20 protein-coding genes and 1 other annotated feature are annotated in these 21,231 nt (G+C 29.1%); of the genes, 16 read left to right on the top strand and 4 right to left on the bottom strand.

What is annotated here, in order from left to right:
• Positions 1-75 precede the first annotated feature (75 nt).
• Together VN21_RS12540 and htrA are read left to right on the top strand one after the other, a co-directional pair.
• On the top strand, positions 76-1,428 hold the full coding sequence (locus VN21_RS12540) for a glucose-6-phosphate isomerase (RefSeq protein WP_046823541.1): 1,353 nt from the start codon (positions 76-78) through the stop codon (positions 1,426-1,428).
• A gap of 147 nt (positions 1,429-1,575) precedes the next feature.
• Positions 1,576-2,658, top strand: a complete 1,083-nt coding sequence (gene htrA / locus VN21_RS12535; protein ID WP_046823540.1) for a serine protease HtrA — start codon at positions 1,576-1,578, stop codon at positions 2,656-2,658.
• Between the two features lie 59 nt (positions 2,659-2,717).
• Here htrA and feoB read toward each other — a convergent pair whose 3' ends face one another.
• Together feoB and VN21_RS12525 are read right to left on the bottom strand one after the other, a co-directional pair.
• Complete coding sequence (gene feoB, locus VN21_RS12530) at positions 2,718-4,646, bottom strand: ferrous iron transport protein B (protein ID WP_046823539.1); 1,929 nt, start codon at positions 4,644-4,646, stop codon at positions 2,718-2,720.
• Between the two features lie 11 nt (positions 4,647-4,657).
• Positions 4,658-4,876 (bottom strand): FeoA family protein, encoded by a 219-nt coding sequence (locus tag VN21_RS12525; RefSeq protein ID WP_025162334.1) that lies wholly within the window; start codon positions 4,874-4,876, stop codon positions 4,658-4,660.
• A gap of 175 nt (positions 4,877-5,051) precedes the next feature.
• On the opposite strand from VN21_RS12525, the gene VN21_RS12520 reads away from it, so the two are divergent.
• From VN21_RS12520 to VN21_RS12465, 13 genes are all read left to right on the top strand, one after another.
• Positions 5,052-5,561: a Gx transporter family protein gene (locus VN21_RS12520; protein WP_046823538.1), complete on the top strand. Its 510-nt coding sequence runs from the start codon at positions 5,052-5,054 to the stop codon at positions 5,559-5,561.
• A gap of 65 nt (positions 5,562-5,626) precedes the next feature.
• A complete protein-coding gene (locus tag VN21_RS18275) occupies positions 5,627-5,800 on the top strand; it encodes an aspartyl-phosphate phosphatase Spo0E family protein (RefSeq protein ID WP_084822123.1) in 174 nt (57 codons plus the stop codon).
• Positions 5,801-5,931: 131 nt separating this feature from the next.
• Positions 5,932-6,762 carry a mechanosensitive ion channel family protein gene (locus VN21_RS12515; RefSeq protein ID WP_161794396.1) on the top strand — a complete coding sequence of 277 codons (831 nt, stop codon included), beginning with the start codon at positions 5,932-5,934 and terminating at the stop codon, positions 6,760-6,762.
• A gap of 117 nt (positions 6,763-6,879) precedes the next feature.
• Entirely contained in the window at positions 6,880-7,533 is a 654-nt protein-coding gene (locus tag VN21_RS12510; RefSeq protein ID WP_052952059.1) for an MgtC/SapB family protein, read from the top strand.
• A gap of 47 nt (positions 7,534-7,580) precedes the next feature.
• Positions 7,581-8,432 (top strand): DegV family protein, encoded by an 852-nt coding sequence (locus VN21_RS12505; RefSeq protein ID WP_226896705.1) that lies wholly within the window; start codon positions 7,581-7,583, stop codon positions 8,430-8,432.
• A 26-nt stretch (positions 8,433-8,458) separates the two neighbouring features.
• Complete coding sequence (gene pepF, locus VN21_RS12500) at positions 8,459-10,243, top strand: oligoendopeptidase F (RefSeq protein ID WP_046823535.1); 1,785 nt, start codon at positions 8,459-8,461, stop codon at positions 10,241-10,243.
• 229 nt (positions 10,244-10,472) lie between these two features.
• Complete coding sequence (gene pstC, locus VN21_RS12495) at positions 10,473-11,375, top strand: phosphate ABC transporter permease subunit PstC (RefSeq protein ID WP_046823534.1); 903 nt, start codon at positions 10,473-10,475, stop codon at positions 11,373-11,375.
• A 1-nt stretch (position 11,376) separates the two neighbouring features.
• The gene (gene pstA / locus VN21_RS12490; RefSeq protein ID WP_046823533.1) at positions 11,377-12,201 is read left to right on the top strand and encodes a phosphate ABC transporter permease PstA; all 825 of its coding nucleotides are present in this window, start codon (positions 11,377-11,379) and stop codon (positions 12,199-12,201) included.
• Position 12,202: 1 nt separating this feature from the next.
• A complete protein-coding gene (pstB, locus tag VN21_RS12485) occupies positions 12,203-12,958 on the top strand; it encodes a phosphate ABC transporter ATP-binding protein PstB (RefSeq protein WP_046823532.1) in 756 nt (251 codons plus the stop codon).
• A gap of 37 nt (positions 12,959-12,995) precedes the next feature.
• Complete coding sequence (gene phoU / locus VN21_RS12480; RefSeq protein WP_046823531.1) at positions 12,996-13,649, top strand: phosphate signaling complex protein PhoU; 654 nt, start codon at positions 12,996-12,998, stop codon at positions 13,647-13,649.
• Positions 13,650-13,817: 168 nt separating this feature from the next.
• Positions 13,818-14,630 carry a polysaccharide deacetylase family protein gene (locus VN21_RS12475; RefSeq protein WP_046823530.1) on the top strand — a complete coding sequence of 271 codons (813 nt, stop codon included), beginning with the start codon at positions 13,818-13,820 and terminating at the stop codon, positions 14,628-14,630.
• A 67-nt stretch (positions 14,631-14,697) separates the two neighbouring features.
• Positions 14,698-14,928, top strand: a binding site (T-box leader).
• A gap of 53 nt (positions 14,929-14,981) precedes the next feature.
• Complete coding sequence (locus VN21_RS12470; RefSeq protein WP_046823529.1) at positions 14,982-17,645, top strand: valine--tRNA ligase; 2,664 nt, start codon at positions 14,982-14,984, stop codon at positions 17,643-17,645.
• Between the two features lie 340 nt (positions 17,646-17,985).
• On the top strand, positions 17,986-19,281 hold the full coding sequence (locus tag VN21_RS12465; protein ID WP_046823528.1) for a bifunctional folylpolyglutamate synthase/dihydrofolate synthase: 1,296 nt from the start codon (positions 17,986-17,988) through the stop codon (positions 19,279-19,281).
• A 53-nt stretch (positions 19,282-19,334) separates the two neighbouring features.
• Here the strand turns inward: VN21_RS12465 and VN21_RS12460 are convergent, their stop codons facing one another.
• Positions 19,335-19,586, bottom strand: a complete 252-nt coding sequence (locus VN21_RS12460) for a TIGR03905 family TSCPD domain-containing protein (protein ID WP_046823527.1) — start codon at positions 19,584-19,586, stop codon at positions 19,335-19,337.
• 165 nt (positions 19,587-19,751) lie between these two features.
• Here VN21_RS12460 and VN21_RS12455 point away from each other — a divergent pair, with 165 nt between their 5' ends.
• Complete coding sequence (locus VN21_RS12455) at positions 19,752-20,618, top strand: YncE family protein (protein WP_046823526.1); 867 nt, start codon at positions 19,752-19,754, stop codon at positions 20,616-20,618.
• A 1-nt stretch (position 20,619) separates the two neighbouring features.
• On the opposite strand, the gene VN21_RS12450 is transcribed toward VN21_RS12455, so the two are convergent.
• The gene (locus VN21_RS12450) at positions 20,620-21,156 is read right to left on the bottom strand and encodes a DUF4364 family protein (RefSeq protein ID WP_046823525.1); all 537 of its coding nucleotides are present in this window, start codon (positions 21,154-21,156) and stop codon (positions 20,620-20,622) included.
• Between the last annotated feature and the right edge of the window lie 75 nt (positions 21,157-21,231).

Here is a 21,231-nt window from a genome sequence, read left to right as displayed (position 1 = left end):
TTTGGAAAAATACATATTGTTTGATATAATTTTCTATATAATAAATTTTTAACGAGATAAGGAAGGTAATGGGCTATGAAAAAATTAAGTTTTGATTATAGTAATTCAATAGGTTTTTTTAACCAAAAAGAAATCGATTGTATGAGTGAGTATGTAAAAGTTGCTCATGAAATGATACATAATAAAACTGGTGAGGGGAACGATTTCTTAGGTTGGGTAAACTTACCTAGTGATTATGACAAAGAAGAGTTTGATAGAATAAAAAAAGCTGCACAAAAAATAAAGGAAGATTCAGATGTACTTTTAGTTATAGGAATAGGTGGATCTTACTTAGGAGCAAGAGCTGCAATAGAAACATTAGGACACTCATTTAGAAATAACTTAACTAAAGAAGAAAGAAAATCTCCAGAAGTTTATTTTGTAGGTCAAAATATAAGTTCTACATACATGTTAGATTTACTGGATATAATCAAAGATAAAGATGTATCTATAAATATTATATCTAAATCTGGGACTACAACAGAACCAGCTATCGCATTTAGAGTATTCAAAGATTTCTTAGAGAAAAAGTATGGAAAAGAAGAAGCTAGTAAAAGAATATATGCTACAACTGATTCTAAGAAAGGTGCATTAAAATCCCTAGCAAATGAAGAAGGATATGAGTGTTTTGTAATACCTGATGATGTTGGTGGAAGATTCTCTGTATTAACTCCTGTTGGATTATTACCAATAGCAGTTTGTGATATAAATATAGATGCTATGATGCAAGGTGCAAAAGATGCAATGGATGATTTTTCTAATCCTGATTTAGAATCAAACTACAGTTATCAATATGCTGTAGCTAGAAATATTCTTCATAGAAAAGGTAAAGATGTAGAGTTAATGGTAAATTATGAGCCAAGCTTACATTATGTTGGAGAGTGGTGGAAACAACTTTACGGAGAAAGTGAAGGAAAAGATAATAAAGGTATATATCCAGCTTCAGTAGATTTCTCAACAGATTTACACTCTATGGGACAATATATACAAGAGGGTAAAAGAATAATATTTGAAACAGTTTTAAATGTTGAAAAAACTAGAAGAGAAATAACTATAAATGAAGAAAAAATAGATTTAGATGGCCTAAATTACTTATCTAACAAGACTGTTGATTTTGTAAATAAAAAAGCTTTCCAAGGAACTTTATTAGCACATACAGATGGAAATGTTCCAAACTTAATAGTAAATATACCTCAATTAGATGAGTATAACTTTGGATACTTAGTTTACTTCTTTGAAAAAGCATGTGCAATAAGTGGATATTTATTAGGGGTAAATCCATTTAATCAACCAGGAGTAGAAGCATACAAGAAAAATATGTTTGCTTTATTAGGAAAGCCTGGTTTTGAAAAAGAAAGAGCTGAATTAGAAAAAAGATTAAACAATTAAGGTTTAATTAAGGATACAGTTATATAATAAACACTATACAGAAATTAAATGTATAGTGTTTTTATATTTAAGAATATAAAAGCATTAAAAAAATAATAATAATACAAAAGTAAAATAATATAAAAATTAAATAGGAGGGATAAATATATGAGTAGTGGAAAGAAGACTAGTATAACTCTTATTATAATAGTTAGTATAATAAGTGCTATGGTTGGAAGTTTTATAACAGCTTTTATACTTGGGGATAAGCTATCATCTAAATCTGATGGAAATAAACAAAATATCGTTGTAAATGAAGGAACTAAAAGTGAAAATATATATCATGCGGTAACTGATAAGGCAATGCCTTCTGTAGTAGGTATAACAACTACTACAATAGATACTAATAATATATTTGCAATACCACAGCAATCACAAGGTGTTGGAACAGGATTTATTGTAGATTCTAAAGGATACATATTAACAAATTCACATGTTGTATCTGATGGAAAAGCATCTGATGTAAATGTTTTATTTAATGATGGATCAACTTCAAAGGGAAAAGTTTTATGGAATGACCCAACTATAGATTTAGCTATTGTAAAAGTTGATAAGACAGGACTTCCTGTAGCAGACTTAGGAAATAGTGATTCTGTAAGAACTGGAGATTTAGCAGTAGCAATAGGAAATCCACTAGGATTAGAATTCCAAAAAAGTGTTACACAAGGAATAATAAGTGGATTAGATAGAAGTATACAAACAGAGCAATCTAATATGACAGGGCTTATACAAACGGATGCAAGTATAAACCCAGGGAACAGCGGAGGACCTTTATTAAATGATAAAGGAGAAGTTATAGGTATAAACACAGCTAAAGCATCTGGAGCAGAAGGATTAGGATTTGCAATACCTATAAATACAGCAAAACCTATAGTAGAGCAAATAATCAAGGATGGGAAATTTGAAAAAGTAACATTAGGTATAAAAGGTATAGATGTAAAAACATTCGAAACAACAACAGGAACTGACTTAGCTGCTGATGAAGGGGTTTATATAGCAGAAGTAGTAGCTAATACTCCAGCACAAAAATCAGGAATACAAGCAGGAGATGTAATAACAAAGGTTGGAGATACAAAAATAACATCAATGAGTGATTTAAATAAAGCATTATATAAATTCTCAGTTGGAGATAAAGCTAAGGTAGAAGTAAATAGAGGTGGAAAAAACATAACTATAGATGTTAAGTTCTAATATATAAATAAAAAAGATGGGATCAAATCCCATCGTTTTTTATTTATATATTAAATTTATTAACTTGTCATTTTATTTTTGCTGCTAGGGCAAGAATTGCTACCTCCGCAACCAGAGCAACCAGAACATCCATTACTTTTTGCTTTCATATTTTTATAAAGGATAAATACTGCTGCTAATAATATTATACCTCCAACTGAGAACTCTATTATAGAAGATATTGAAGCTCCTTCAACTAATAAAGAACCTATAACTTTAACTATGAACGCTGCAATCCAAGCTACAGCGAATTGATAAGTTGCCGATATAATCATCATCTTATTCCCATATTCTTTTCTCATTGTAGATAAAGCTGCTATACATGGAGTATATAAAGCAGAGAATACTAAGAATCCATATGCTGAAACACTTGTAAACACTGTTGGTAAAACTGTCTTTAAATCTCCATACACAATTTCCATTGTACTTATAACAACTTCTTTTGCACTTATACCTGTCAATATAGAAACTCCTGCTCTCCAATCTCCGAACCCTAAAGGAGCAAATATAGGAGCTATTAAACCTCCTAGTAAAGCTAAGAAACTACTATTTATATCACTAGTAAATCCGCTGAAGTTAAACGATGATAAAGCCCATATAACAACAGACATAGCAAACATTATTGTACAAACTTTTATTAAGAAACCTTTAGCTTTATTCCATGTATTTTTAAATAAAGCATTTAGAGTTGGAAGTTTGTATTCTGGCAACTCTAGAACAAAAGGTTCTATATCGGCCTTATATACTGTTTTATTTAATATTAAAGCTATTATTATTGCAATTACGATACCTAATAGATATAAAGATGTAGTTACAACAGCTGCATTTTTAGGGAAAAATACAGAAACAAATAATGCGTAAACAGGTACTTTAGCACCACAAGTCATAAGCGGAGCAATAAGTGCTGTAACTTTTCTATCTTTTTCACTTTCTAAAGTTCTAGTAGCCATTATTGCTGGAGAAGCACAACCGAATCCCATTATCATAGGTATAAATGCTTTACCAGATAAACCAACTTTTTTCATTATGTTATCCATTAAGAATGCTGTTCTAGCCATATATCCGCTATCCTCAAAGAATGACATTCCTAAGAATAATACAAATATTAATGGGAAGAATGGTAGAGCTCCACCTAATCCACCTATTAATCCATCTACTATTAGTGAATGGAACCAAGGACTAGAATTTGCTAATAGAGCATCTACAGGTGTAGCTATATAAGTATCTATTAAAGTTTCTGTTAATGTTTGAAGAGGACCACCGACCCATTCAAATGTAAATTTAAAAAGTGTTAATAGTGCTAAAACAAATATAGGATAAGCTAATATAGGATTTAATATTATATTATCTAATTTACTACTAATACTTTCCTTCTTTTTAGAATTAGACTTCATAGATTTACTTAATATTTTTTCGATTTCCTTATAGGTATTTATTTCGTTTCCAAAATCTTTTCTATAATTAAAAGTTGTATTTAAACATGATTTTATTTCATTAGATATATTTTCAAGACCTTCTTTTTTCTTAGCAACTATAGGTATTACTTTAACCCCTAATTCTTTTTCAAGCTTTGCTGGGTCTATGTGTACACCCTTAGCTTCTGCAACATCTATCATATTAAGTAATAATATAATTGGCTTATTGTATTGCATAAGCTGAGTAGTTAAATATAAGTTTCTATCTAAGCTAGATGCATCTACTATATTTAATATTAAGTCTACATCTCCACTTTCTAAAAATCTTTTAGATACTTTTTCTTCGTTAGAGAATGTATCCATAGCGTATATACCAGGAAGATCTACAACCTTAATATCTTCATTTATAAATCCTTCTTTTTTTTCTATAGTAACTCCAGGCCAGTTACCTACATATTGTTTAGATCCAGTAAGAATATTAAACACTGTAGTTTTACCAACGTTAGGATTACCGAATAATGCAACATTAATCACGATGATACCTCCTATTTTAAGCTAATGTTTTTTGCGTCACTCTTTCTTATCGCTAAATCAAACCCTCTAAAACGAACTAATATAGGATCTCCTAATGGAGCGATTTTTCTTACTTCTATTTCAGTTTCATTTATACATCCAAGAGCTAATAATCTTTTAGCTAATTTTTCGTTTCCATATATATTATTAATGATACCTTTTTCGCCGACTTTTAAATCGTAAACAGTCATCATTAGCACCTCCTAATGAGTTTCATTCTCAATTAATTATAATATAAATATACCATTTAATATTCAAAAAGTCAATAAATAGTGAAAAGATTAAAAAAATAATTAAAAAACTTACTTTAAGACTATGGTAATATATAGGTAATAGAAAATTTCAACTAAGGGGGGAGCAAAATATATGAAGACTAAAAAATTGGCTCATATGTCATTGATGGTTGGATACAGCTTAATATTGTATATAATAGAAAGCTACATGCCGAATCCGCTAATTGCTATATTTCCAGGCGCTAAGTTAGGGATCGCAAACATAGTTACATTAACTTCTTTAGTTTTATTTGGGATAAAAGATACATTTATAATTTTATCTGTAAGGGTGATTATGTCATCTATATTTGCAGGACCTATATCGTACTTACTGTTTAGTATAGCAGGGTCATATCTAAGTTTGATATTTATGTACCTAGCTTTAAAAATTAATAAATTTTCATTAATAGGGGTAAGTGTTATAGGAGCTATTGGTCATAATATAGGGCAGTTAGCGGTGGCTGGAATGATAATAAAAAATGGTATGATATTTGGATATTTACCATATATGTTATTTGCATCTGTAATAACTGGCTTGTTTGTTGGAATTGCTTCGAAATTTACAGTAGGAAAGTTATCTAATATTGATAAAAACGTTTATTGACACACTAGGGAAAACCTTGTTAAAATATAAATGAATATATACAAATTTGTAACTATGGTGATAATATGACTAAAAATGAACTGGTTTTACTAAAGAAAGAAATAGAAGCTTTAAGGGAAGAAATAAACACTTATATAGAATACCCGGATATATTTAAAGACGAGTTGGTTAGTACGAGTAATAAAATTGATCAAGCGATAAATAAGTATATACAGCTTAGCAAAGAGTCTTCTAAATAAAGAGAAGGCTTTTTTGCGCGTGGAAAAATTGATATATAAACTGGTTTGATTAGGTATATGATTTAAATATAGAGTTAATAATTAATAATTGAGATATAGAAATTGTTAAAAGAAAGGTATTAATCATGATTTTGGCAAAATTAATAAACTCAGTTATTATAATTGTTTGTGCTTACGTTTTATTAAAATTAATACAATACTTTTTAAAAAAACTATTTGAATTTACTAGATTTGACGTAAGGTATGAAAATACTTTAAACAGTCTTTTATGCTCAATGTCATATTATATTATATTTATTTTGACAATAATATTATTGTTAAAAGAATTTAATATAGTTGATGTAACTAAATTTGGTACTTTGGTTACAGGAGCGAGTATAGTGGGATTGATAGCTGGGGTTGCATCTCAAAGTATACTTAAAGATATATTTAATGGTTTTTTTATAATATTTGAGAAGCAAATACAAGTTGGTGACTTTGTTTATATAAATGAAAAATTCAGAGGAACTATAGAAGAAATAGGGCTTAGGAGCACTAGCTTAAGAGATTGGGATTTAAGAAGAGTAACCATCCCAAATGGAAATATTATTAGTATTAGAAATTATAGCAGAAAAAATATGCGAGTAGTTGTAAGTGTTAGAGTTCCATATCAAGAAGATCCTTTGGAAGTTATTAAGTCTTTAGAAGAGGTATGTGATATATTAAATGAAAGACATAAAGAATTTTTACATACAAAAAAGGGTAAGGAAAATGCTGGGTCATTTAGTGTATATGGAGTTACAGATATTGAGGAAAAGTCTGTAGGAGCTAAGTACACTATAACTGGAATTGTTCAATCTCATAAGTACTTTACAGTACTTAAAGACACAAAGTTGCAGATACTCATAACATTTAGAAATAATGGAATAAATATAGCTTACCCTACTCATATAAATATAGTAAAGCAAAATATGTGTGATTAAGATTAAGGACTATTTAAATAGTCCTTTTTATTTTAGGTTAAAATATAGTCGTAATAATGGACTAACCTCTACAAATATAAATATAAAAATACCTAACTATAAAGGAGGGGGAGGAAAATATCACCTACTGAAATTTTAACTAGATTATTAATAGCGCTTATTATAGGAGGACTAACTGGACTTGAGAGAGAAAAGTCATATCAATTTGCAGGGTTTAGAACTCATATTTTGGTTTCAATAGGATCATGTATAACATCTATAACATCTGTAATATTATTTATGGAATATAGTTCAAAAACAAATTTAGATCCATCAAGATTAACAGCTCAAGTATTATCAGGTATAGGTTTTTTAGGAACGGGAGCTATACTTAAAAATTCAAGCGGAATAAGAGGTCTTACTACGGCAGCAGGAATATGGGCAACAGCATGTATAGGAATTGCTATAGGGTATGGGCAATATATATTAGGAATATCAGCATGGCTATTTGTAATGGTTACACTATATATATTAAAAAATATAGATAAGGTAGTTTTTAGAAAAAAACAAAACATATTAACTATAAAGGTAGATAATGTAAATATTATTTCCACAATATATAATAAACTTGAAAAGTCTCAAATAAATGTTAGTAATATTGATGTAATTAGTGGAGAAAATGATTATATAATAAACTTTTTCATTGTTTATGATAGACGAATTATGGTAGAAAAGATAATATTAGAATTAAATGACTTAAAAAATATAATAAGTGTAGATTATTTACATTAAAATATATAAAATAAGATATAGCTATAATTAAAATCGAGGTGTATGAATTGAAGACAAACATAAGAGTAATAATTGAAGGGTCAACTGATTTCCCTAAAGAACTACTAGATGAAATGGGAGTAAAAGTTGTAGGAATCAATATAGCATTTGGAGAGGAAAACTATATAGGCGGAGAAGAAATTACTGAAGAAACGTTTTATGAGAAAATGAAGGGGTGTAAAGAATTACCTAAGACATCAAGTCCATCTCCTGAGAGATTCATAGAAATGTTTGACTGTGAAGAAGAGGAAATATTAATTATTACACTTACTTCTAAATTATCTAGTACTTATAGTAGTGCTGTATTAGCTAAAAATATATACTTAGAACATAATCCTGATAGTGAAAAAAGGATAGCTGTTGTAGATTCATTAAGTGGATCTATAGGAGTTGGATTAATGGTTTATAAAGCTAACAAATTAATAGAAGAGGGAAAATGTTTAAAAGAAGTAGTTGAATACTTAGAGGATATAAAAGGAGATATAGCTTTTTATGGTGCGTTAGATACGCTTGAAAACGCTATAAAAGGTGGAAGAGTAAATCCTATTGCTGGAAAATTAATAAATGCACTTAACTTTAAAGTTATAATAGAAATATCAGAAGGATTAGTTAAACCTATAGATAAAGCAAGAGGCGAAGGTAATAGCATGAAAAAGCTATTTGAGAAGGTAAAAAATAATGTTCATGATATAAAAAACAAAACTTTAGTTATAGGACATTCAAACTGTAAAGAAAAAGCTGAAAAAATAGCTAAACATATAGAAGAAAATTATGAACATAAGGACATAATAATATCAAGTATAGGTCCTGTTATGGGAACTTACACATCAGAAGGAGCGATATTAATAGCTGTTCTGTAAAATATTATAAACAAAGGAGTGAAATTATGGGATTAGATAGAGCTTCTATAGAAGAAAAGTTTAAATGGGATATAGACACTATGTATAAAAGTCAAGAAGCTATAGACCAAGATATAAAAAAAGTAGATGAAATTATAGGGGAGCTTAAAAATTATAAAGGAAAACTTGCTGACAGTAAAGAAAACCTTTATAAAGTATTAACTGACTCAGAAAAAGCATCCAGAATACTTCAAAATTTATATGTATATACTCATATGAAACAACATGAAGACACTAGAAAAAATGAAAATCAGGCTAAAGCTACTAAAACTGAGATGTTATCTACCGAATTATCAATGGCAACATCATATATGGTTCCGGAGATAATAGCAATGGATGAATCAAAATTACAAGAATATTTAAGTGATGAAAAATTAAGTTTTTACAAAAAACATGTAGATGAGATATTAAGAGATAAACCTCATACACTTACAGAAAAAGAAGAAGAAATACTAGCAGCAGCTTCAGATCTAAGTGGAATAGCTGAAAATGTATATGAAATGTTTTCTTTTGCAGATTTAAAATTCCCTGAAATAAAAGATGAAAAGGGAGAAACTGTACAAATTACTCATGGAAATTACTCTGCATTTTTAAAGAGTAAAGATAAAAGAGTTAGAAAGGATGCATTTGATGCAGTATATTCAACTTACGATGAATATAAAAATACATTTGCATCAACTTTATATGGTGGAATAAAAAGTGAAATTTTCTATGCAAAAATGAGAAACTTTAAATCTGCGATAGAAGGTTCATTATTCCAAGATGATATAAGTGTAGATGTATACAATAACTTAATTGATGCAGTTGATGAGAGTTTAGATACATTAAATAAATATGTAGATTTAAGAAAAAAATATTTAGGTATAGACGACATGCATATGTATGATTTATATGTGCCTATAACATCAAACTTTGATATGAAGGTAACTTATGAAGAAGCACAAGAAATAATATTAAAAGCATTAAAACCACTAGGTGAAGAGTATTTAAGTGTTGTTAAAAAAGCTTTTGATGAAAGATGGATAGACGTTTATGAAAATGAAGGTAAACAAGGTGGAGCTTATTCGTGGGGAAGCTATGATTCATCTCCATACATATTAATGAGCTATAAAGATGATTTAAACTCATTGTTTACATTGATTCATGAACTTGGACATTCTATGCATAGTTATTACTCAAGAAGTAATCAAGAATATTTATATTCATCATATAAAATATTTGTAGCAGAAGTTGCATCAACTTTAAATGAATTATTACTTGTAAATTATTTATTAGAAAATTCAAAATCAAAAGAGGAAAGAATTTATCTTTTAAATTATTATTTAGAACAATTCAGAACTACGGTATATAGACAAACTATGTTTGCTGAATTTGAAAAGATAACTCATGAAAAAGTAGAAAATAAAGAACCTTTAACTGCTAAAGAATTTACAGAAATATATTATGATTTAAATAAAAAATATTATGGAAAATCTTGTATAGTAGATGAACCGATAGGATTAGAGTGGGCTAGAATACCTCATTTTTATTCGAATTTTTATGTATACAAATATGCAACAGGATTTTCAGCAGCTAGTGCTTTAAGTGAAAAAATCTTAAAAGAAGGCGATGTAGCTGTTAAAAAGTATATAGAATTCTTAAAAAGTGGAGGATCAGAATATCCACTTAACCAACTTAGATCTGCGGGAGTAGACATGGAGAAAAAAGAATCTATAGAGAATGCTTTAAATGTATTTAAAAATTTAGTAAATGAATTAGAGAGAGAATGTTAATAAACATTCTCTTTTTTTTGTAAAAATACTTAATTTAGTTTTGAAAGTGTCATTTTTACGACGAGTTAACATACTTTACTTTCAGTTAACAAAACTCTAATTTAAACTTAACATTTAAACTTTATTATTGAATTGTAGAGAAAAACTTAAAAAGAACAAAGCATAGTAAAGTTGACAAACTAAAATTATAAATTAGAAATCATAATAGTTATAAAAAATGGAGGTATTTATGTTAGCTAATGAGCAACTGATTAAAACTAAAAACAACAACACAAAGTATACAATAGAAAAAATAGCAAAAAATGTATTTATGATAAGTGCTTTAATTGCAGTAATTAGCTTATTACTTATCATAGGTTTTGTTTTTTATAAAGGACTTACACCATTTATATCAAAGGGATACTCATTTATAGACTTTTTAACAGGTACTTCATGGGTTCCAAGCGCAGATCAATATGGAATTTTACCTATGATAGTAGCATCAATTTTATCAACAATAGGTGCGCTTTTAATAGGAGCTCCGATTGGAATTCTTACGGCAGTATTTATCGCAGAAGTAGCTCCTAAAAAAATAGCAAACATAATAAGTTCTGGAGTTGACTTATTAGCAGGAATACCATCTGTACTTTATGGATTGTTTGGATTAGCAGTTATTGTTCCGACTATTCAAGATGTATTTAATTTACCAAAGGGACAAAGTTTATTTGCTGTAATAATAGTTCTTTCTATAATGATGTTACCTACAATAATAGCTGTTTCGAAAACTGCTATAAAAGCTGTACCAAATGCTTACAGAGAAGGTTCTTTAGCTTTAGGAGCATCAAAAATTGAAACAATATTTAAAGTAGTTTTACCAGCTGCAAAATCAGGCATTTTAGCGGCTGTAGTATTAGGGACTGGAAGAGCTTTAGGTGAAACTATGGCAGTAATACTAGTTGCAGGTAACTCACCGGTTTTACCTAACTCACTTATGGACAGTGTTAGGCCATTGACAACTAATATTGCATTAGAAATGGGATATGCATTTGGGACACATCAAGAGATGTTATTTGCGACAGGAGTTGTACTATTTATATTTATATTAGTACTAAACTTAGTATTAAGTAAACTTTCTAATAAGGCAGGCAATTAATATGAGAAAATTAAGAGAAAAATTTTTAAAAGCAGCAGTTTGGTTATCAGCTATATTTACAATAGGAATGCTGTTGGTAATAGTTGGGTTTATATTTATAAAAGGTATTGGGGGAATAAACCTAAACTTTTTAACTAGTGATTATTCAGCAAGTGGTGATGGTGGAATACTGCCAATGATCGTCACAACTTTATATACAGTATTTTTGGCCATAATAGTTGCTACACCAATAGGTGTTTTAGCAGCGGTATATCTGCAAGAATATGCTAAAAAAGGAACAATAGTTAATATTGTAAGATTTGCAACAGAGAGTTTAGCAGGTATACCATCTATAGTTTATGGACTATTTGGAGGTATATTCTTTGTTATAACACTTAAAATGGGATATTCAATTATTGCAGGTTCATTAACAGTATCTATAATAATTTTACCTGTAATAATACGTACAACAGAAGAAGCATTAAAGACAGTTCCGCAAGGATATAGAGAAGCATCTTTAGCTATGGGAGCTACAAAATTTCAAACACTATACAAAGTAATAGTACCAAGTGCATTACCAGGAATTTTATCAGGAATAATACTATCGATAGGGCGTGTAGTTGGGGAGTCAGCGGCTATATTATTAACAGCTGGGACAGTAGCACAAATGCCAACTAGTATATTTGACAGTGCTAGAACACTTACAGTTCAATCTTATTTAGTTGCCAAAGAAACTGGGAATATACAACAAGCAGCTAGCGTAGGTTTAGTTTTAATAATTATTGTATTATGTTTAAATACTTTAGCTAAATTTATAGTTAAAAAGTTTAGTAAGGAGAGCTATTAAGATGGAAAATATAAAAATAAATGTAAAAAACTTAGAACTTTTTTATGGAGATAACAAAGCTTTAAAAGGAATAGACATGCAGATAAAAGAAAATAAAGTAACTGCATTGATAGGGCCTTCAGGATGCGGGAAATCAACTTTTTTAAGAACTTTAAATAGAATGAATGACTTAATTGAAAATGTTAAAATAAAAGGAGAAATATCTGTAGACGGAGAAGATATATATAAATCTGACGATGTTATAAAGCTACGTACGAAAGTAGGGATGGTATTTCAAAAGCCTAATCCATTTCCAATGAGTATATATGATAATGTTGCTTATGGGCCTAGAATACATGGAATAAAAGATAAAGCTACATTAGACAAGATTGTTGAGGAAAGTTTAAGAGGAGCTGCTATTTGGGATGAAGTTAAGGATAGATTAAATAAATCAGCTTTAGGATTATCAGGAGGGCAGCAACAACGTATCTGTATAGCTAGAACAATAGCTATGAAGCCAGAAGTAATATTAATGGATGAGCCAACTTCAGCTCTAGATCCCATATCAACATCTAAAGTGGAAGAATTAATAGACGAGTTAAAAGATAAATATACTATAGTGATAGTAACTCATAATATGCAACAAGCAGCCCGTGTATCGGATGAAACTGCATTTTTCCTATCAGGAGAAGTTGTAGAGTTTGACGAAACAAAAACTATATTTACTAGTCCAAGAGATAAACGTACAGAAGACTATATAACAGGAAGATTTGGATAAAATAAATATAAAATAATCAATAAAAAGGAGTCTTAAAATGGTCAACAATAACTTAGAGTTAAATATAAATACCCTTATAAATTACACGCTAAAAATGTTTGATAAAAGTCAAGAAATCCTAGAAGATTCAGTAAACAGCATGATAACAAAAGATGTTAAAAAAGCAAAAGGAATTTCAGAAAAAGATGATGAAATAGATACTTTAAGAGATTATATAAGGGATAGAAGTATTGAGCTTATGGCATTAAAACAACCTATGGCAAAAGATTTAAGATTTATATATGCATTAGAAAGTATATGTTTAGAGTTAGAGCGTATAGGAGATTATTCTGTAAATATATCAGTTGAAGTCATAAAAATAGGAAAAGAAGAATATATAAAAGAATTAATAGATATACCTAAAATGAAAGACATATGTATTGATATGATAAAAGATGCAAAGAGAGCTTTAGAGCAAAGAGATGAAGAGCTTGCATACAATACAGCTTTAAAAGATGACTTAGTAGATAAGTTATATGATGTTATATATGAACACACTCTTAAAGTTATGCATGAAAAAGAAGTAAATATAGATCAAGGAGTAACGATGCTATTTGTTGCTAGATACTTAGAAAGAATTGGAGACCATATTACCAATATATGTGAAAAGATTATATATGCATTAAGAGGCGATATGATTGAAATAGGATAAAACTACATGAATGTAGTTTTATTTTTTTTGTGCTAATATTTTATTGAGTACAAACATATCTATTAAAGTACAGTGTTTAATTATAAAATTTAGCTATATTGATTGAAATAATTGTCAATAATAACTAATAGTATTTATTAAAATATAAAAAACAAAGGGGAAGTGGGGATGAAAAGAAAAATAAAACCTATTTTTTTAAGTGTATCTGCAGTTGTATTACTTTTGTTTTTATTATTTGTCACGTTTGATAAAATAATTGCTACATCAAATGAACAAAATAATATAGATATAAAATTGCTAGAAAGTGATACGATGACATTAACTGACCTCATGATGAAAGCAAGTAGTGTAAATAATAGAGGACCGAAGCCAAAACCTGAGAAGGTTGCTTATATAACAATTGATGATGGACCATCTAAATATACTGATGGAATATTATCTATACTAGATAGCAACAATGTTAAAGCTACGTTCTTTATGATAGAAGGTAATATGAAACAACATCCAGAGCAATTAAAAAGAATCGCTCAAGAGGGCCACTCTATGGGATTTCACAGTGTAAGTCACGACATATCTGTACTATATAAAACTCCTGAAAATACTGTTAATGAATTTAATAAGTGCCAAGACACATTAAATAAAGTTGCTAAAGTAAACTCAAACTTAATAAGACTGCCTTATGGGAGTAAACCTTATGCACCAGAAGAATCATACAATGCATTAGTTGATGATGGGTTTAAAATTTGGGATTGGAACTTGGACACAGAAGATTGGAAGGCAACTCCGCAAGCTATAGTAAATAATGTAAATAAATATTTAAGTCAACATAGTGAAGTTGTACTTTTAATGCATGAAAAGGAACAAAGTGTTAAGGCTCTTCAAGGAATAATAAATCAATTAAAAGAAAAAGGATATACAATAATGCCAATAGAAGAAAGTGATATGCCAAAAAACTTTTGGGAACAAAATTTACGTAACTGAATATAATATTTATAAATATTGACAATAATAATGATGATTATATATAATTAAAAGATAAACAGAATATTTAAAAACTGAGAAAAAGAGGAGTATGCAAACTCAACTTACAGAGAGGAAAGTTCACCGGCTGAAAGACTTTCTAAGAAATGAATTGCAGAAGGTAGCTTTGGAGTTTCTAAGCTGAAAATAACAGTAAGCTTAGACGGTGAGAATCGTTAAATTTATTAAGTGTTATGTAGAGTTTGATTAAAAACTTTATATAAAATTAAGGTGGTAACGCGAGCTTTTCGTCCTTAAATAGGATGAAGGGCTCTTTTTTATGTATAAAAATAAAAAATAGGAGGAATTTACATGGAAAATACAAACTTACCAAAAACGTATAATCCAAAAGACTTTGAATCAAGATTATATTCAAAGTGGGTAGAAGAAGGTTTATTTAAATCTAAGCCAAACCCAAATAAAAAGCCATTTACTATAATGCTTCCCCCACCAAATATAACGGGGCAATTACACATGGGGCATGCTCTTGACCATACATTACAAGATATACTTATAAGATGGAAGAGAATGGACGGTTATGAAGCTTTATGGCAACCAGGAACAGACCATGCATCTATAGCAACAGAAGTTAAAGTTGTTGAAAGAATAAAAGAACAAGAAGGAAAGACTAAGTACGAAATAGGAAGAGAAGAGTTCTTAAAAAGAGCTATGGACTGGAGAAATGAATTTGGTAGAAAAATAGTAGACCAAATGAAACAATTAGGAGATTCATGTGATTGGGAAAGAGAAAGATTTACAATGGACCAAGGTTGTAATGAAGCAGTTACAGAATTCTTTGTGAAGTTATATGAAAAAGGTCAAATTTACAAAGGAAACAGAATAATCAACTGGTGTCCAGATTGTAAAACTACATTATCTGATGCAGAAGTTGAGCATGAAGAACATGATGGAAAGTTCTATCATATAAAATACCCAATAGCAGGTAGTGATGAATTTTTAGAAATAGCTACAACTAGACCAGAAACAATGCTTGGAGATAGTGGTATAGCTGTAAACCCAGAAGATGAAAGATACGCTCATTTAGTAGGAAAGCATGCTATACTTCCACTAGTAGGAAGAGAACTTATTATAGTTGCAGATGATTACGTTGATTTAGATTTTGGTACAGGTGCAGTTAAAATGACTCCAGCGCATGACCCTAATGACTTTGAAGTAGGGCAAAGACATAATCTTGAAAAAATAAATGTAATGAACGAAGATGGAACTATGAATAAATTAGCTGGTAAGTACGAAGGTATGGACAGATATGAGTGCAGAAAGCAACTTATAGCTGACTTAGAAGAAGCTGGATACTTAATAGCTATAAAAGATCATAATCACAATGTAGGATCTTGTTACAGATGTAAAACTGTAGTTGAGCCAAGATTATCAGATCAATGGTTCGTTAAAATGGATGAATTAGCAAAACCTGCTATAGATATATTAAAGAAAAAAGATTTAGAATTTGTTCCAGACAAATTTGATAAAACTTACTTACAATGGTTAGAAAATATAAGAGACTGGTGTATATCAAGACAGCTATGGTGGGGACACCAAATACCAGCATACTACTGTCAAGAATGTGGTGAGGTAGTAGTTGCTAAAGAAATGCCAAAACAATGTAAATGTGGACATACTCACTTCAAGCAAGATGAAGATGTATTAGATACATGGTTCTCATCTGCATTATGGCCTTTCTCAACATTAGGATGGCCTAACAAAACAGAAGAGTTAAACTACTACTATCCAACAAGTGTACTTGTAACTGGATACGATATAATATTCTTCTGGGTTGTAAGAATGGCATTTGCAGGAATGTTCTGTATGGGAGAAACTCCATTTGAACATGTATTAATACATGGACTTGTAAGAGACTCAGAAGGTAGAAAAATGAGTAAATCTCTAGGAAATGGAATAGATCCATTAGAAGTAATAGACATGTACGGAGCTGATGCTTTAAGATTCATGTTAGCTACAGGAAACTCTCCAGGAAATGATATGAGATTCTATATGGAAAGAGTTGAAGCATCTAGAAACTTTGCTAATAAGTTATGGAATGCATCTAGATTCGTATTTATGAACATAGATGAAGAAATAATGAATGGTGTTACTAGAGAATCAGTAGAAAAAAATATGACTTTAGCTGATAAATGGATAATATCAAGAGCTAATAATGTTGTTAAAGAAGTTACTGATAACATGGATAAGTTTGACTTAGGAATAGCAGCTCAAAAGATATATGACTTTGCTTGGTCAGAGTACTGTGACTGGTATATAGAAATAGTTAAGCCGAGATTATACTCAGATGATAAAGAAGCTAAGCAAACAGCATTATATACATTAACATATGTATTAGAAAAAATATTAAAACTTCTTCACCCATACATGCCATTTATAACTGAAGAAATATATACTCACCTTCCAACTGTAGAAGGAAGTATAGTTGTAGCTCAGTTCCCTCATTACGATGAAGCTGACAATATGGCTAAAGAAGAAGAAATGATGAACTTAACAATGGATGGTATAAGAAACATAAGAAATGTAAGAGCTGAAATGAACGTACCACCATCAAAGAAAGCTAAAGTAATAATAGTTCCAACAGCTGATAAGAAAGAAGCTATGGAAGCTGGACTTGATTACTTTGTAACATTAGCATCTGCATCTACAGTTGAAATAGTTGAAAATGAAACTAATATACCAGAAGACGCTGTAAGTGTTGTTATAGATGGTGTGAAAATATTTATACCTCTTGATGAATTAGTTGACTTCACTAAAGAACTAGATAGATTAAACAAGGAAAAAGCTAAATTAGAAGGTGAAATAAAGAGAGTAAACGGAAAACTTTCTAATCAAGGATTCTTGGCTAAAGCTCCAGAAAGCTTAGTTAATGAAGAGAAAGCTAAAAAAGAAAAATTTGAAGAAATGATGAAATCAGTTATTGAAAGAATAGAAAATATAGAAGCTAAAATGAAGTAGTAAAAATAGTAGAGACCCTGTTTAAGTTTTGCTCCACAAAGCTGAAAAGATGCTTTGAAATGTCGCTAAAACTTAAACAGGGTCTCTTTATGGTAGGAATGAAAATGAAAGTTTTGCTCCACAAAGCGGTAAAGACGCTTTGAAATGTAGCTAAAACTTATATTTTAACTTACCTAAATATAAGTTAAAATATAAGTTGGCAATTTTATTTTTGAAAATTTTCAGACTGGAAATTTACATAGAATTTTTAAGTTATTAACAAGAGGATTAATTGAGTATTTTGCCGAAATTAAATAACATTAGAAATAATTTACACTTAAGTATACAATGGAGGAACAATATGAATTATAATGAGGCTTTACAGTTTATACACGAAAGTCATAAGTTTGGTATGAGACTAGGATTAGATAATATAAAAAAATTATTAGAACTATTAGGGAACCCGCAAAATAATTTAAAAATAATACACGTTGCAGGTACTAATGGTAAAGGATCGACATGTTCTTTCATATCATCTATTTTAAAAGAAAGTGGATATAAAGTAGGATTATATACTTCTCCATTTTTAGAGACATTTACAGAAAGAATAAGAGTAAATGGAGAAAATATACGTGAAGAAGAAGTTGGGGAAATAGTATCTTTAATAAAAGAAAAAATAGAAATAATGGTTAGTGAAGGATATTCTTATCCTACTGAATTTGAAATAGTTACAGCTATGGCATTTTATTATTACAACCAAGAAAAAGTTGACTTTGTTGCTCTAGAAGTTGGTCTTGGAGGTAGATACGATGCAACTAATGTTATCGATAAACCTGTAGTAAGTGCGATAACTTCAATAAGTTTAGATCATACAAGTATACTTGGAGATACATTAGGAAAAATAGCTTTTGAAAAAGGCGGAATTATAAAAGAAGATTGCCCTACTATAGTGTATCCACAGCAAGAAGAAGCAAGTGAAGTTATAAAAAATATATGTGATGAAAAGAAATCTAAATATATAGAATGTGATTTTAAAAATATAGAAATAAAATCATCAAATATTAATTCACAAATATATAATTGTAATATAAATGGAAAAGAATTAATAGATTTAGAAATTAAATTAATAGGAGATCATCAGATAAAAAATTCTATTGTAGCTTTAAATGTTATTGAGTATTTAAATGATATTAAAATTACAAATATATCTGAAGAAAATATTAGAAAAGGTCTATTAGAAACTAAGTGGCCAGGAAGAATAGAAAAAATAAGTGAAAATCCAATGTTTATAATAGATGGAGCACATAATGAAGAAGGTGCTAAATCACTTGCAAATTCTATTGATAAATATTTTGAAAATAAAAATAAAATTCTAGTTATAGGAATGCTTGAAGACAAGGATATAGAATCTGTACTAGATTTATTAATACCGAAATTCAATAATGTTATAACTACTACTCCTGATAATCCAAGAGCTATAGATGCTAATAAACTTAAAGAAAAAATAGGAAGATATAATATAGAAGTAACTTGCAAACCAAATATAAAAGAAGCCGTTGACTATGCATTAAAAATATCAAATAAAGATGACGTAATAATAAGTGCAGGGTCTTTATATATGATAGGAAATGTAAGGTCCATAATAGTAAATAAATAAAAAAAGAGTTTGTAATTTGAGTTAAAATACTTAAATTACAAACTCTTTTTTATTTATTTTGATAATTGATCACGTAAAGCTTTTGATAATTGATCAGGGCAAGAAGTAGATTTTCCTCCACAAGTTATACCAGCTAATTTGTCTGCAACTTCATCAGCACGAGTTCCCTCTACAAGATGTTTAAGACCTAATAAGTTACCAGGACATCCTCCAACGAAGTCTACACTTGTAACTATATTATTTTCATCGATATCAAACACCATTTCCTTACAACAAACCCCTGATGGTTTAAATGATACTTTCATTGTAAATACCTCCAAAAACATGATAAGTAAATAATATCAAATAATATAGATGAATATCAACAACTTTTTAATAATCATAATTTCCTAGTTAATAAAAAAAGTAATAAGACGAGCATTTTAAACAATATACTATGATAGTACATTTTATTGCGAGGAGGTTTTGTTTTGAAACTATATACATCTAATTACTTATCACAAAGTTTAAGTATAATAGACTATCAAACTCTTAAATTGGAAAAAGAAATAAATTTAGGGCCAGACATATATCCTCATCATTTTTGCATAGAAAAAGATAAAAACATAATGTATATACCAAGTTCGTTTGATGGAGTTCTTTATGTTTTAGATATTGGAAAAGAGAAAATAATAGATTCTGTATCTATAGGTGGAAATTTAAGTCAAGTTTCACTTTGTAAAAATGAACTTTTTATAGCTAATGAAGATTCTAATAGTATTTATGTATTGAATAAAGATAATCTGGAACCAATAGGTGTTATTAGCGTTGATAACATGCCTCATGGATTTGCATATGATAAAGTAAATAATAAACTGTATGTGCCTTGTATAGATTCTATTTTATGCATAGATATCGAAAAGAAAGTAGTTGAGAGAAAAGTTGATTTAGATTATAAAGCCTGGCATATAAAAATAGATAAATACAAGGATATTATATACACATCTACACTAGATGGTAAGATAATTATTTTAGATAAAAAAAATTTAAATATAATAGATACAATAGGTAACTTTTTAATTCCAGTTGAAATATGTGTAAACTATAAAAAAGAATATATATATATAGCAGATTTGGGATATAAAGCTATAAAAATATTAGATTATAAAACACATAAAGAAATTGGATGTATAAAGGTAAATGGAAATCCTCAAGGGTTAGAACTATCAAATGATAGTGAATTTTTGTTTTTAACTGATACTTTTAATAATAGCGTTAAAATTTACGGGACGGATAAAAATGAGATTATAGATGAAATTAAGGTAGGAAAAGAGCCTACCACTATAGTTTTTGTGTAGGCTATTTTTTGTTTGTAATAAGTAGTTCTATTATTTCAGCATACATATACGATGCATTCTTTTTCCAATTGTCGCATATTAATTTTGCTTGTTTTTCGGAAGATACGTTTAAATTTAAATCTATTAAATTTGATTGATTTTCAATAACTCGTAGATTTACTATATATTCATTATCGCTTTGCTTTACAAAGCTTGACTTTACTTGAGTATCTGCTAATAAGTTTTCTTTATTTAATTTTATATACTCATCTAGCTTCTCTGTAATTTGAGAAGGAATTCTAGATAAGAAGTAGTTTAGAGTCTCAATACCTTTTTGTGTTAAAGTGTAATACTCTCTATTTGAATCTTCATATATTTTTAAGAATTTAGCATCCATAAGTTGTGAAAGAAATTGCTGTAATGAGAAATAATTCATTACTTCAGTCTCAAGAATAACTTGTGTTATTTGAGAATTTGTTAAATCCATATTAGCTTTTTCTAAAACATATAAGATCAATAACTTATGGTAAGCTAATTCTTCAGATGAGTTTTCAAACATAATATCATCCTCCGTATAATGTTTCTATATAACTACTATATTAAACTAAAACGCCTATTATATTTAAACTTAGTC

Source organism: Paraclostridium benzoelyticum, assembly GCF_001006285.1.
In the GTDB taxonomy this organism is placed as follows: Bacteria; Bacillota; Clostridia; order Peptostreptococcales; family Peptostreptococcaceae; genus Paraclostridium; species Paraclostridium benzoelyticum.
The sequence above is the reverse complement of the archived record's forward strand: the minus strand, read 5'-3'. Positions and strand labels throughout refer to the sequence as shown.